Consider the following 14,685-nt stretch of genomic DNA (forward strand, 5'->3'; position numbering starts at 1 on the left):
AGCAAACGACGGCGGGATCCCAAGTCTTTTAGGGGTGCGGGGATCACCTCGCCATCCCCAGTTCACACCTCATCGAGGAGTGAACTCCCATCCCCCTTGACGGGATCGGCAACCTGCACATACACATGCGAAGGCTCCGCAGTGCCCTCGAAGAACGGCGCGAACTCCACACCGCCCAAAGAGAAGTGCAGCGGCTTCCCCTCAACCGCCGTGAACGAGGACACCAGATCCCCCGACAACGCGGAATTCCGGTAAAGCGCGACGGAAAGATACGACGTGGACGCACTACGCGCAACGAGATTCACCGGCCCGTAGAACACCGCCTGCACGGACGAATCATCCGGCGTCCGCTCCACCCGCATCCGGAACGGCACCTCCACCCGCACCACATCCCCGTCCCGCCACTCCCGAGACACCCCGAAGTAACTCCCCGGCATCGGACTCCCGCTCACCGCCTGCCCGTTGACGAAAACCCGGAACCCATCGACGGCCCACACAGGCACCCGCAAACGCATCTCGAACAGCCCGCCACCGCGAACCGTGAGAGTCGTCCCCTGCTCGAAGGGGAAAGCCGTGTCCTGCACGACACGAACCCCCTTCGCCGCCCACTCAAGCGTGGACGGCGAGAAGAGATTGACGTACAGCGAACTCCCGTCGGCGGCAACGAAATACACCGTGTCCTGGTATTTCGTGGCGCTCTCCAGCCCCGTACCCTCACAGCACGTGGTGCCCTGCTTGGGCGTGTAATCCCGCACATGCCCAGGATTCAGCCCGAGGAAATACGTGACGAGAGGCTTCTCCGCGTCGGCGACATCCCGCTTGGACCCGAGCACTTGATTGAACAGGGCCCGCTCGTAGTAATCCATGTACTTCGCGTCCTGCGCGTGCAGGAACAACGCCCGGCTCAGCTTCAGCATGTTGTACGCACAGCAACTCTCCGCCGACGCACCGCTGATGGCCCCGGCGACAACATCCCGCGCCCGCCAGAACTCCGCATCGCTGGTCCCGCCGATGGAGTACATGCGATGCGGTACGACCATGTCCCAGAAGTTCCGCGCGGCGGCCAGGTACCGCTCCTCGCCGGTCGCGTCGTACAACCGCAGGTACCCGGTGAAGATCGGGATGTGCTGGTTGGCGTGCAGCCCGTCGAGGACGTCGGTGTTCGCGGCGCACGCGTCGATGAGCCGGTCGAGGTCGAACAGCCGCGCCAGCGCGAGGTGTTCACCCTTGCCCGTCAGGTCGTACAGATCGCACAGCGCCTCGACGATCCCCCCGAACTCACCGCTGGAGAACAGCCCCCACATCCGCTGGAGCGTCGCCCCGGGCAGCTTCGACAGCCGGGAGTGCATCCAGTCGGCCATCCCGCCCGCGAGGTCGAGCGCCCGCGCGTCCCCGGTCGCGGCGTACGCGTCGAGCAGCCCGCGCAGGATCTTGTGGGCCGTGTAGTACGGCGCCCACACCTTCGAGTAGTCGCTCGCGGTCATCGACTCCAGCTGGATGAACTGCGTCTCGGGATACGCCGCGAGGAACCCGGCATGGCTGGGGGAGCCCCAGGTCCGCCGCAGGGTCGCGGTGAGACCACGCCCCGAGGAGTCGGCGAACGTACTGCCTGACGTCTCGTCACATCGGTACGAGGCAAGGTCTCCTGAACCTCTGCCGCTCTGAAGTCCCGTGATCTCGGCGGCGGTCAGCGCCCGCGACCACACGTCGAACCCGCCGAAGGCCCCCGCGAACACGGGATCACCGGAGTAGTTGGACCGCCCCAGCCAGTTGTTGGCGAGCGTCCCGAGCGCGGCCGGGGTCAGGGTCAGCGCCGAACTCCGGCCCACCGCCTGCCCGTTGACGTACAGCGTGCCGACCCCGCCGCCGATCGTCACCGCGAGATGGCTCCACCGGTCCAGCGGCAGCGCGGCCGTACCGTCGATGCCCTGCTCGCCACCGGCCCCGCTCGTGGTGATCGCGAACCGGGGTACGCCGGCGGCGTTGCGGGCCGCGAGATAGAGGTAGCGCGTCGTGTCGTCGCCGAAGTCGAAGACGCGGGCCCAACTCCCCTCGTGCGTCGGCCTGATCCACGCCGCGAGCGTCACCGAGGAGGCGTCGCCCAGGACTTGGGCGGGGAGTTCGACGTACTGGTAGGAACCCCGCACGTTCTCGGCGGCCGTCCCGAACCTGCCCTGCACGCTGAGCACTTGGGGTGCGCGGCGCAGCGCCTCGCGGGACTCCGTCAGGGCGCCGACGATCGTGCGGATCTTCTCCGCGTAGACCTCGTCCCCGGTGCTCGCGTACGCCTGGGACAGCATCGTCAGGAAGTGGCCCGTGTAGTGGCCGCGCAGATTCCCGTTCGCCTCGCCGTCGAGGCCCTCCCAGCCGCCGGGGGCGACCGCGCCGAGCGTGGCGAGACCGGCGTTCGCGCGGAACACCTGGAGCAGCCGGTTCACGTCGTACCCGCGCGCGTGGTCCAGCATCAACTGCCGCTTGTCCGCGAGGAGTCCGGGGCCCAGAGAGACCTTGTCCAGCGGGAGGGGGAGCAGGGGCCGGGCGGCGGTCATCGCGCTCCTGAGGAGGGTGAGGGGCGTTCGAGATTTCGGGTGCCGTTCGAGAAGTCGTCCAGAAGATAGGCAGGGGGCAGCGGCACGTCAACAGAACTGCCCGGTGCGGAAGTTTCGACGGTTACTTCGCCGCCGCCCGCCCCACCGACTCCACCAGCGGCAGCAACCGGTACGGCACCCTCTCGCGCAACGCGACCTCCGTCCGCGTACGCACCACCCCCGGCACGCTGATCAGCTTCTGGATGACGTCCTCCAGATGGAGGTTGTCCCGCGCCACCACCCGCGTCAGCAGATCCCCGCCGCCCGTGATCGAGAACGCCTCGACGATCTCCGGTACGGCGGCCAGCGCCTCGCCGACGTCGTCGAGGTGGCCCTGCGTGACCTCGATGTGCACGAACGCGAGCACGGGGTGGCCGAGCGCGCCGGGGGAGAGGGACGGGCCCGTACCGGTGATCACCCCGTCGCGCTCCAGCCGGTCCAGGCGGGCCTGGAGCGTGCCCCGGGCGACGCCGAGGATCCGCGCGTACTCGCGCACGCTGGTGCGCGGCTGCTCCAGCAGCAGCCGCAGGATGCGGGTGTCGAGCTCGTCCACCGCCATGCCGTCGGCCTTCCCGGTGCGCTGATGATCACCGGTGACTGTACCAATGGCCCAGTGCGGGGGCCTGTGGTGAGCGCGCTGCACCGAGGCGCCCCCACGAACGCCCGCCGCCCCACCACCTCACAGCACCGGCGCCCGAGGCCCGTCCGGCGCGTCCCTGCGGCCCTCCACCACCGTCCGCGACACCTCCGCGACCTCCGCCGCCTCCAGCAGCCGGAACCCGTCCGCCGTCACCAGCGAGACCAGCGGGAACAGGCGGCGCGAGAGGTCGGGGCCGCCGGTCGCCGAGTCGTCGTCGGCCGCGTCGTACAGCGCCTGCACGACCGCCGTGACCGCGTCCGCCTCGCTCATCCCCGGCCGGTACAGCTTCTTCAGCGAGCCGCGCGCGTACACCGAGCCCGACCCGGTCGCCGCGAACCCCGAGGACTCCTCGGACCGGCCGCCCGTCACGTCGTACGTGAAGATGCGGCCCTCGCCCCGGTCCACGTCGTACCCGGCGAAGACCGGCACCACCGCGAGGCCCTGCATGGCCATGCCCAGGTTGCCGCGCACCATCGTCGTCAGACGGTTCGCCTTGCCGTCCAGAGACAGGGCGGTGCCCTCGATCTTCTCGTAGTGCTCCAGCTCCAGTTGGAAGAGCCGGACCAGCTCGATCGCGAAGCCGAGCGTGCCCGCGATCGCCACCGCCGAGTACTCGTCGGCCGCGAACACCTTGTCGACCTCGCGGTTGGCGATCACGTTCCCCATCGTGGCCCGCCGGTCGCCCGCGAGGAGCACGCCGTCCGCGTACGTCGCCGCGACGATCGTCGTACCGTGCGGCGCCTCGAAACCGGGAATCTGCGGGAGCGTGCGGCGCGACGGCAGCAGCTCGGGGGCCTGGGCGCCGAGGAAGTCGAGGAAGGACGACGATCCGGTGGCCGTGAACGCGGACGGCAGCGCGCCGCCCTGCTGGTGGCTCATGGGGCTCCCTTTCTGTCGGGTCGTGATCGGCCTACCCGACGGGCCGCCCGCGTATGCGCCGGGCGCGCGGATGGTCCGTTGGCCCGGCACTGGACCATGGGAGGCCGAATTGGCTGAGCCAATGGACCACTCAATCCGAGGGCACTTGAGCCAGAAGGGCCGTAGATGGTCTGATAATCGCGTCAATGGCGCTGCGGAGACCCGCGGCGCCTTTCTCGTGCCGGAAGAGATGCAAGGGGTGGGCGGCAGATGCTGAGGAAGGTGTTCACGGCTCCCGACCCGGGCCGGCTGAGGCTGCGCGCCGCCTCCCGGGCCGTCCTCGGCGTCGGCCTCGCCGTCGTGGCCTGCGCCGTCGCCGGGCACTCCCTCGTCGCCGCCGTCACGGGCGGCCTCGCGGCCGTCCTCGCCCTGTTCACCGTGACGGACGCGACCGTACGGGGCCAGGCCGTCACGACCGCGCTGCTGCCCGCCGTAGGGCTCCCGGTCTTCGCGCTCGCGGCGGAGGTCCACGACCACGTTCTCGCGCGCGGCCTCGCCTTCCTCGCGATCATCGGCGCAGGTGTGTACGCCCGCCGCTGGGGTCCGCGCGGCCACGCCCTCGGCGTCTTCGCGTTCATGGCCTTCTTCGTGACCCTGGTCCTCGGCACGACCCCGGCGCACCTGCCCGAGCTGTACGCCGCCGTCCTGCTCTCCCTGCTGGTCGCCGCCACCGTCCGCTTCGGCCTGTGGTGCTACGAACGCGGCCTCCCCACACCCCCCGCCGTGACCGTCCCCGCCCTGACCCGCGTCACCTCCCGCCAGGCCGTCCAGGCGACCACCGCCGCCACCCTCGCCCTCCTCGCCGGCCAGGCACTCTCCCCCGACCGCTGGTACTGGGCCGTCGGCGCGACCTGGTGGATCTTCGTCAACACGACGTCACGAGGCGAAACCCTGGTACGCGGCTTCCGCCGGGTCCTGGGCACGGTGGTGGGCATCGCCGTGGGCCTCCTGATAGCCGTCCCCCTGAACGGCGCCCCGGTCCCCACGGCGATCGGCCTGACGGCGGCGGTCTTCGGCATCTTCTACACGGCGGCGGTGTCGTACACGTGGATGATGCTGTGGGTGACGATGCTGGTGGAACTCCTGTACGGAGTCCTGGGCGTCCTGACACCGTCACTCCTGGCCCTCCGCCTGGCGGAAACGGGCCTGGGCGCCCTGGCCGCAGCCCTGGCAGTGGTCTTCGTCCTCCCCAACACGACGAACATGGTGACGGACGCATGGATCCACCGGACGCTACAGGCGGTGCACGCAGGGAGGACGGCGGAACTGGAAGCGCTACTGCCAAGGGTCCGCCAGGCGGTAGCTCCCTTGATCCACCCGCTGAACCCACTAAGGGAACGCAAGGCGAGGGCACACCAGGCCCTGACGCTGCTGGACACGTGTGCAAGGGAAATCCGCACGTCGACGAACGGCACACCATCGGCGCACCTGCAAGAGGCGGAGCAGGCATTGGCAGGACTACTAACTCGCTGAGGACGAAGTTTTTTAGGGGCGCGGGGAACTGCGCGAACAACCACGAAGCACCCGCACCCGCCGAACAACCCGTACTGGCACCCCAATAGGCGAAGGGCCCACCCCCACAAGGGAAGCGGACCCTCCGGACGTACCGCGTCCTGTCTGCCAAGGCCAGCGCTAGCGCACCGCAGGTGCCTGCTGAGGCGAGATCCCCAGCGCAGTCGTGTACTTGGCCAACGCCAGCTTCCCGATAGCCGGATACGGCCCCAGCGCCTCCGCAGCCGCGCAGTCCACCTCCTTGGCCGCCTCCTCCACCACGACGGAGTCGATCTCGGGCCCGATGAGATACGGCGCGAGAGCAAGCTGCTGAGACCCCGACGCCCGCAACTGCTCGGCGACGGAAGCCACGGCCCCTTCCTGGTCCAGCGCCGCGGCCATCACCGGCACCGCAAGCCGCGCAGCGAGCAGCATCCCGGTGATCCCGGCGGCCTGCACAGCCTCGTCGCCCCCGACGGACGCGAGGATGATCCCGTCCGCAGCGGTGGCGACGGTGAACAGCCGAGCCCGGTCCGCGCGCGCGAGCCCCGCCTCGGAGAGGCGGACGTGCAGCGCCTCGGCGAGCAGCGGGTGCGGACCGAGGACGTCGGTCAGATCGGCCGCGACCTTGCTCTCCATGACGGCCTGCCGAACCTGCCGCAGCAGCGCGCTGTCCGGCCCGGCCAGCAGCGGTACGACGACGGCGACGGGCCCGTCGGGCTGCTTGACGTCGTGCCCGGCGGCCAGCGCCTGCTCGTACCGCGCCGCGCGCTCGTCGGAGGCGTGCGCGAGGATCGCCTGGAGGGTCGGGTACTCGGTGTCGTCCCCGTCCAGGTACCCGATGCGCGCGTCGAGGCCGGGGAGTTCGGAGCGGGCGATGCTCACGATCTCCTCGGCGAGGCCCCGGGTGGCTTCGCCGGGCGTACCCGGCACCGCGAGGACGAGCGCGGGTGCGCCCTCGGGAGCCGCCAGAGGCTCGGGTCGGCGGTGCCGACCGGGCTGTCGGGGGCGCGGCATTCGTACTGGCAGGCCGGACGCGGGCCCAGTGGGGGAACTCATGGCGCCGCATGTTACTGGTTTCCCGGGTTCCTCCGTTCGGGGAGGGTGAGGGTGAGCGGTATCCGTCCTGTTTTGTCTGATGAGTTACGTGCGGATCAGACGTGATCAGCATGATTTTTGGGTGACTTGTCCTGGTCGGGCCGCACTCGACCGCCGACGATCCGACGCCGTAGGGTGACGCGTTGTGGCACCACGACCTTTGCATGAACTTGTTGAAGACGGCTGGGCGAAGGCTCTCGACCCCGTGGCCGGACGCATCGCGGAGATGGGGGACTTCCTCCGGGCCGAGATAGCGGCGGGCCGGACCTACCTCCCGTCCGGGGCGAACGTCCTGCGGGCCTTCCAGCAGCCCTTCGACGACGTCCGGGTCCTGATCGTCGGACAGGACCCCTATCCCACGCCGGGGATGGCGATCGGGCTGAGCTTCGCGGTCTCGCCCGAGGTGCGGTCGCTGCCGGGGAGCCTGGAGAACATCTTCCGGGAGATGAACACCGACCTGGGGCTGCCCAGGCCGTCGAACGGTGACCTGACGCCGTGGACGCGGCAGGGCGTACTGCTGCTCAACAGGGCCCTCACGACCGCTCCCCGCAAGCCGGGCGCGCACCGGGACAAGGGCTGGGAGGCGGTCACGGAGCAGGCGATACGGGCGCTGGCGGCGCGCGGAAAGCCGCTCGTGTCGATCCTGTGGGGCCGCGACGCCCGCAACCTGCGCCCCCTGCTGGGCCAGTTGCCGGCGATCGAGTCGGCGCACCCCTCCCCGATGTCCGCAGACCGAGGCTTCTTCGGCTCCCGCCCCTTCAGCCGCGCCAACGAACTGCTGGCGCAGCAGGGCGCGGAGCCGGTGGACTGGCGCTTGCCGTAAGCGGTGGCGCGGGTGGGTCCGCAAAGATCTCGTCCACCGGAGCGGTGCGCAGGGTGCCGCTCCGGTGGTTCATATGCCGGTGGAATCAGGCGAATCGGTTCGACGTAAGCGCTTCGACACCCGGCCGCGAGTGATGACGCGCGCCGGTGGACCGCCGTACGGCTCACCGGCGCGTAGCGCAAGGCCTGAGTGTCCCCTCGCCCGCCCTCCTGGTCCGACCGTTCGGTCGCCCCGCTGCTCAGCCCGCCGCGCGGACACCGGCCGTTTCCGTCGCGCGGGCCCTGCGGGCACCTGCGTCGGGTTGCCCCGCCCGCCGCGCCGCAACTTTTCGACGGCGCAGATGCCTTGCGGAACACCGCGATCAGCAGTCGAATCGATTCGGCGCCAAGGTGCGCAGACGGAGCCTCCCCACCACGGACAGCCCCGTGACGTCGAGGGCACCATCTCCCCTCCGCGACCTTTCCGCGTTCCCCCGCACCACGGCACGTTCCAGCGCGCCCGGCAATCGCCGGCGCCGTCCCCACGACCCGACCGGTGGACGCCGAGACGGTAGGGAGACCAGATGAGAGCCGTACGAACGAGACACCACCCGCTGTCGAACCGCGACGGCGTCAAGCCCATACCTGCCCGGAGGGCGTTCGGCCGGGCCGCCGCCGCAGCCGTACTCCTCTGCGGAGCCCTGGCCGGTGCCACCGCCACGGCAGGACAGGCAGGGGCGGCCACATCCGGCCCGTGCGACCTCTACGCGACCGGGGGCACCCCGTGCGTGGCGGCGCACAGCACGACGCGGGCGCTGTACGCCGCGTACAACGGGCCGCTCTACCAAGTCCGGCGCGCCTCCGACAACACCACGCGCGACATCGGCGTCCTGGCGGCGGGCGGCACCGCCGACGCGGCCTCCCAGGACGCGTTCTGCGCGGGCACGACCTGCCTGATCACGGTCGTCTACGACCAGTCGGGCCGAGGCAACCACCTCACCCAGGCCCCCGGCGGCGGCGCGGCGGGAGGCCCCGACAACCTCGCGAACGCGACCGCCGCGCCCACGACGGTGGGCGGTCACAAGGCGTACGGCGTCTTCGTCGCACCCGGCACCGGCTACCGCAACAACCGCACGAACGGCATCGCCACCGGTGACAGCCCCGAAGGCATGTACGCGATCTTCGACGGCACGCACTACAACGGCGGCTGCTGCTTCGACTACGGCAACGCCGAGACGGACAACAACGACGACGGCAACGGCACCATGGAGGCCATCTACTTCGGCAACATCAAGGTCTGGGGCTACGGCAGCGGCAACGGCCCCTGGATCATGGCCGACCTGGAGAACGGCCTGTTCTCGGGCGTCAACCAGCACTACAACGCGAACGACCCGACGATCAGCCACCGGTACACGACCGCCGTCGTCAAGGGCGGCCCGAACCACTGGGCGATCCGGGGCGGCGACGCGCAGTCCGGCGGCCTGTCCACCTTCTACGACGGGGTGCGCCCCAACGTCGCGGGCTACAACCCGATGCGCAAACAGGGAGCCATCATCCTGGGCATCGGCGGCGACAACAGCAAGGGCGCCCAGGGCACCTTCTACGAAGGCGTGATGACCACCGGCTACCCGTCGGACGCCACCGAGAACGCCGTCCAGGCGAACATCACCGCCGCCGGATACAGCACCTCCACCGGCGGGACGAGTACGGGCGCGCTGCACGCGGTGGGCGCGGGCAAGTGCCTGGACGTGCCGAACTCGTCCACCACGGCGGGCACCCAGCTCCAGATCCGGGACTGCTCCGGGGGCGCCAACCAGACCTGGACCCGGACGGCGTCCGGCCAGCTGACGGTCTACTCCGGCAGCGGCCAGATGTGCCTGGACGCCTACGGGGGCCAGACCTCCGCCGGTACGAAGGCGGTGACCTGGCCGTGCAACGGCGGGGCCAACCAGCAGTGGCAGCTGAACGCCGACGGCACGGTCACGGGCGTCCAGTCCGGCCTCTGCCTGGACGTCACCGGGGCCTCCACGGCCAACGGAGCCCTGGCGGAACTCTGGACGTGCAACGGCGGTTCGAACCAGCGCTGGAACCTCGGCTGACCTGAACGACGGCGGTCCGTACGGACCCACCCGCGCCCGGCATGACAGCCGTCGCCGGACGCGGGTCTCGGCGCGCCCTCAGACCTCTCTGACCAGCAGAGACATGGGATGTATGGGATCAGAAATCGCTGAGACAGGTCTATTGACAGGGTATTGAGCCTGTGGGACCACTGACGACATGGGATGTCTGAGTGCTCCACGACACCCCCTTCGCACCGGCACGGCACACTCCCCACCCCCCACGCCCAGCCGAGGACACAGGATGCAGTCTCCATCCGCTCCGCCCCGCAGCCTCGCGGCTCGCCTCTCCCGCTTACCGGCCCCGGCCGTGATCGGGGTGATGGCCCTGCTGGCCATGCTCCTGGCCGCCGCGCCCACCTGGCCGGCCCCCAAGTCCGGCCCGGCGCTGGTGAGTTCGGCGTCCGGACGATGTCTCGACGTCAAGGGCGAGGCCGACACCCCGGGCACGGCGCTGGAGATCCGGGACTGCGGCGACCAGGCCGGCCAGGCCTTCCAGTTCAGCGCGGCCGGCGAGCTGAAGACGCTGAACGGCACCCGGTGCGCGGACGCCGTCGACACCCGGACCACGCCCGGAGCCCCCGCCGTCATCCGCGCCTGCGACGGACGGGCGACCCAGGTGTGGCGGCAGAACACCGACGGCTCCGTCACCGCCACCGCCTCCGGATTCTGCCTGGACGTCAGCGGGGCGGCCACGGCCAACGGCACCCCGGTCATCCTGTGGACCTGCAACGGCCAGAGCAACCAGAAGTGGACCACGTCGACGCCCCCGCCCGCAGGCGGCTCCGGACCGTGCGACCTCTACGCGGCGGGCGGCACGGCGTGCGTGGCCGCGCACAGCACGGTGCGCGCCCTCTACGGCACGTACAACGGCTCCCTCTACCAGGTCAGGCGCGCCTCCGACAACGCCACCAGGGACATCGGCGTACGGGCACCCGGCGGCTTCGCCGACGCCGCCGCGCAGGACACCTTCTGCGCGGGCACCACCTGCGTGATCACCGTCGTCCGCGACCAGTCAGGACGCGGCAACGACCTCTGGTACCAGGGCTCGGCCCAGGTCCCGGGCTCCAGCCAGAGCAGCCCCGCGAAGGCGACCTCCGAGTCGCTCACAGCGGGCGGCACCAAGGCGTACTCGCTGTACATCAACCCCGGGAACAGCTACTGGCGCGACGGCCACCTCACGGGCGTACCGACCGGCGCCGCACCCGAAGGGGCGTACATGGTCACCAGCGGCACCCACGTCAACGCGGGCTGCTGCTTCGACTACGGCAACAGCGAGACGACCCGCAAAGCCGACGCGGCCGGGGCGATGGACGCGATCAACTTCGGCACCGAGTGCTGGTTCGGCGGCTGTGCGGGCAGCGGCCCGTGGGTGCAGGCCGACCTCGAATGGGGCCTGTACTCCGGCGGCAGCCAGTCCTGGAACCCGGGCCAGCGGGCGTTCCCGAACAAGTTCGTCACCGCGATGCTCAAGAACAACGGCACCTCGCGGTTCGCCCTCAAGGGCGGCAACGCCCAGTCCGGCGGCCTGACCACCCTCTGGGACGGCGGCCTTCCCGGCGGCTACAGCCCCATGAAGAAGCAGGGCGCCATCGTCCTGGGCAGCGGCGGAGACTGCTGCAAGCCGGGCGGCGGCGCCAACCAGAGCGCCGGCACCTTCTACGAAGGCGCGATCGTCGCCGGCTACCCCTCCGAGGCGACCGACAACGCGGTGCAGGCCAACATCACCGCCGCCGGCTACCGCTGACGGCCCCTCACCTTCCGTCCCCGCACCAGGAGTCGATGCCCCATGCCCTCGACCACCGTGAAAGCCGGACGCCCCAGGCAGCCCCGGCGCAGAGCCCTGGCCCTCGCCTTCTGCGCCACCCTGCTCGCCGCCGCCGTCCCCCTGCTCTCCCTCGGCACCGCCCAGCCCGCCGCCGCCCTCGGCAACGGGCTCGCCCTCACCCCGCAGATGGGTTTCAACGACTGGAACGCCTACGGGTGCAACGTCTCCGAGTCGCTGATCAAGTCCACCGCCCAGGCGATGCACACCAACGGCATGCAGGCCGCCGGCTACACGTACGTCAACATCGACGACTGCTGGATGACCCACAACCGCGACGCGGCCGGCCGTCTGGTCCCGGACCCCGCCAAGTTCCCCGACGGCATCAAGGGCACCGCCGACTACGTCCACTCCCTGGGCCTGAAACTGGGGATCTACGAGGACGCGGGCACCGCCACCTGCGCGGGCTACCCGGGCAGCCTCGGCCACGAGACCACCGACGCCCAGTCGTTCGCCTCGTGGGGCGTGGACTACCTGAAGTACGACAACTGCAACAACACCGGCGCACCCGCCCGGAACCGGTACACCGCGATGCGGGACGCCCTGGCGGCCACCGGCCGGCCGATCCTGTACAGCCTGTGCAACTGGGGCCAGGACAACGTGTGGACCTGGGGCGCGGACGTGGGCAACAGTTGGCGCACCACCGGAGACATCAGCGCGAACTTCTCCAGCATGCTGTCGATCTTCCACAGCAACGTCGGGCTCGCCTCCTACGCCGGTCCCGGCCACTGGAACGACCCCGACATGCTGGAGGTCGGCAACGGCTCGATGACGGCCACCGAGAACCGCAGCGAGTTCAGCCTCTGGGCGGAGATGGCCGCACCGCTCATCGCGGGCACCAACATCCCGCAGGCGAGCGCCGACACCCTGGCCGTCCTCACCAACTCCCGCGTGATCGCCGTCGACCAGGACCCGCTCGGCAAACAGGGCACCCTGGTGTCGTCCTCGGGAGGCCGGGACGTCCTGGCCAAGCCGCTTGCAGGCGGGGACGTGTCGGTGGCCCTGTTCAACGAGACGGGCTCCACCACGACCATCTCCACCACGGCCGGCGCCATCGGCAAGACGGGCGCGTCCTCCTACACCCTCACCGACCTGTGGTCCGGAGCGACCTCGACGACATCGGGCACCATCAGCGCCTCGGTACCGGCCCACGGCACGGTCATGTACCGGGTCGCGGGCGGCACCGGCGGGGGCGGCACCGGCGTGACCGGAGCGCTGCACGCCGTCGGCGCGGGCAAGTGCCTGGACGTGCCCGACTCCACCACGACGGCCGGGACCCAGGTGGTGATCTGGGGCTGCCACAGCGCCGCCAACCAGACCTGGACGCACTCCGCCTCCGGTCAACTCACCGTCTACTCCGGCCAGATGTGTCTGGACGCCTACGACAACCAGACCACGCCAGGCACCAAGGTGGTGATCTGGCCCTGCAACGGCCAGCGCAACCAGCAGTGGACGCTGCACCCCGACAGCGCGGGCGGCACGATCACCGGCGTCCAGTCCGGCCTGTGCCTGAACGTCACCGGAGGCGCCACAGCGGACGGAAGCCCCGCCGAGCTGTGGACCTGCAACGGCGCCGGCAGCCAGCGATGGACGCTGGCATGACCCGGCCACCGGCAGTCTCGGTGCCGCCCCACGGCACCGCCATCAAGGAGGTCTCCTTGACCGCAGCAGCAGTACCGACAGCGGCCGGCCGCCGGCCGAGGCGATTCCCGGTGGCGCTCCTGATCGCCCTGGTGATGGCCCTCGCCGCGCTGGGCACCCCGGCGTTCGCGACCTACACCCGTGGTGAGGCACCCGCCGTCGCGGACGCGTCCCTCCCCTGCGACCTCTACGCCGCAGGCGGCACCCCCTGCGTGACGGCGCACGCCACGACCAGGGCGCTCTTCGCGGCGTACAACGGGCCGCTCTACCAGATCCAGCGGAACTCCGACCGCGCCTACCGCGACATCGGGCTGCTCGCCCCGGGCGGCTACGCCGATGCCGCCGCACAGGTCTCGTTCTGCGCGGGCACCTCGTGCACCATCACGAAGATCTACGACCAGACGGCCCGGCACAACGACATGCCCATCTCCTGGGGCGGCTTCTGGAAGGGGCCGGGACCCAATGGCGCGGACGTGGGGGCCGACGCCATGGCCCTGCCGGTGACCGCCGCCGGGCACCAGGTCTTCGGCGTCAAGGTCACCCAAGGCGTCGGCTACCGCGTCGACCACGCGAGCGGCGTCCCCACCGGCTCCCAGCCCGAGGGCCTCTACATGGTGACGTCGTCGAACTACACCAACCAGTGGTGCTGCTTCGACTACGGCAGCGGCGAGAACTCCCACACCGACACCGGCAACGCCACCATGAACGCCATCTACTGGGGCAACGCCTGCTGGTTCAAGAACTGCACCGGAAGCGGGCCGTGGGTCGAGGCCGACCTGGAGAACGGCATGTTCCACACCAACACCGGCTCCAACAAGGACCCGAACAACCAGGGCGTGCACCTCCCGTTCGTCAGCGCGTGGCTGAAGAACAACGGCACCAGCAACTTCACCCTGAAGTACGGCAACGCCGCCACCGGCGGGCTGACCACCACCTTCTCCGGACCTCTGCCGGCCGGTTACTCCCCGATGAAGGTCGACAGCTCCGTCCTCCTCGGCACCGGGGGCGACAACAGCGTCTCGGGCCAGGGCGAGTTCTTCGAGGGCGCGATCACGGCGGGCTACCCCTCCGACGCCACCGAGAACGCCGTCCAGACCGGCGTCACCGCCGCCGGCTACGGCACGGGGAACGGCGGCGGCACCACCACCGGCGCGCTGCACGCGGTGGGCGCGGGCAAGTGCCTGGAGGTGCCCGGCAGTTCCACGACACCGGGGACGCAGACACAGATCCGGGACTGCTCCGGCGCCGCCAACCAGACCTGGACGCGCAGCGACTCCGGCGAACTGGCCGTCACTCTCGCGGGCAACCGCCTGTGCCTCGACGCCTCCGGGCAGGGCACCAGCAACGGGACCAAGGCCATCACCTGGACCTGCAACGGCCAGAGCAACCAGCGCTGGACGCTCACCCCCGACACCACCGTCACCAGCGCCCCGTCCGGACTGTGCCTGGACGTGTCGGGCGCGGCCACCGCCAACGGGACCCCCGTACAGCTGTGGGCGTGCAGCGGCCAGGCCAACCAGAAATGGACGCTGAACTGACCGCACGACCCCACCGACCTGCGAAAGG

At 70.5% G+C, this 14,685-nt stretch carries 10 protein-coding genes; 6 read left to right on the forward strand and 4 right to left on the reverse strand.

The window, feature by feature from the left end; all coding sequences use genetic code 11:
* Positions 1-62 precede the first annotated feature (62 nt).
* The 3 genes from J8M50_RS42280 to prcB all read right to left on the reverse strand — a co-directional run bounded on the left by J8M50_RS42280 (position 63) and on the right by prcB (position 4,107).
* Complete coding sequence (locus J8M50_RS42280) at positions 63-2,549, reverse strand: beta-L-arabinofuranosidase domain-containing protein (protein ID WP_010354674.1); 2,487 nt, start codon at positions 2,547-2,549, stop codon at positions 63-65.
* Positions 2,550-2,670: 121 nt separating this feature from the next.
* Positions 2,671-3,147: an Lrp/AsnC family transcriptional regulator gene (locus J8M50_RS42285; RefSeq protein ID WP_010354673.1), complete on the reverse strand. Its 477-nt coding sequence runs from the start codon at positions 3,145-3,147 to the stop codon at positions 2,671-2,673.
* 120 nt (positions 3,148-3,267) lie between these two features.
* Positions 3,268-4,107, reverse strand: coding sequence for a proteasome subunit beta (gene prcB, locus J8M50_RS42290; RefSeq protein ID WP_010354672.1), 840 nt, complete (start codon positions 4,105-4,107; stop codon positions 3,268-3,270).
* A 249-nt stretch (positions 4,108-4,356) separates the two neighbouring features.
* On the opposite strand from prcB, the gene J8M50_RS42295 reads away from it, so the two are divergent.
* The gene (locus J8M50_RS42295) at positions 4,357-5,619 is read left to right on the forward strand and encodes an FUSC family protein (RefSeq protein ID WP_010354671.1); all 1,263 of its coding nucleotides are present in this window, start codon (positions 4,357-4,359) and stop codon (positions 5,617-5,619) included.
* A gap of 159 nt (positions 5,620-5,778) precedes the next feature.
* Here J8M50_RS42295 and J8M50_RS42300 read toward each other — a convergent pair whose 3' ends face one another.
* Entirely contained in the window at positions 5,779-6,696 is a 918-nt protein-coding gene (locus J8M50_RS42300; RefSeq protein ID WP_029183990.1) for a sirohydrochlorin chelatase, read from the reverse strand.
* Positions 6,697-6,880: 184 nt separating this feature from the next.
* Between J8M50_RS42300 and J8M50_RS42305 the strand changes: the two genes are divergently transcribed.
* The 5 genes from J8M50_RS42305 (at position 6,881) to J8M50_RS42325 (ending at position 14,657) form a co-directional block, all read left to right on the forward strand.
* Complete coding sequence (locus tag J8M50_RS42305; RefSeq protein WP_010354669.1) at positions 6,881-7,558, forward strand: uracil-DNA glycosylase; 678 nt, start codon at positions 6,881-6,883, stop codon at positions 7,556-7,558.
* Positions 7,559-8,120: 562 nt separating this feature from the next.
* Positions 8,121-9,635: an arabinofuranosidase catalytic domain-containing protein gene (locus tag J8M50_RS42310; RefSeq protein WP_010354668.1), complete on the forward strand. Its 1,515-nt coding sequence runs from the start codon at positions 8,121-8,123 to the stop codon at positions 9,633-9,635.
* Between the two features lie 340 nt (positions 9,636-9,975).
* On the forward strand, positions 9,976-11,400 hold the full coding sequence (locus J8M50_RS42315; RefSeq protein ID WP_010354667.1) for an arabinofuranosidase catalytic domain-containing protein: 1,425 nt from the start codon (positions 9,976-9,978) through the stop codon (positions 11,398-11,400).
* Positions 11,401-11,442: 42 nt separating this feature from the next.
* Complete coding sequence (locus tag J8M50_RS42320) at positions 11,443-13,080, forward strand: glycoside hydrolase family 27 protein (protein WP_010354666.1); 1,638 nt, start codon at positions 11,443-11,445, stop codon at positions 13,078-13,080.
* Between the two features lie 134 nt (positions 13,081-13,214).
* Entirely contained in the window at positions 13,215-14,657 is a 1,443-nt protein-coding gene (locus J8M50_RS42325) for an arabinofuranosidase catalytic domain-containing protein (protein WP_078480874.1), read from the forward strand.
* Positions 14,658-14,685: the final 28 nt, after the last annotated feature.

This window comes from Streptomyces acidiscabies (genome assembly GCF_020010905.1).
GTDB lineage: Bacteria > Actinomycetota > Actinomycetes > Streptomycetales > Streptomycetaceae > Streptomyces > Streptomyces acidiscabies.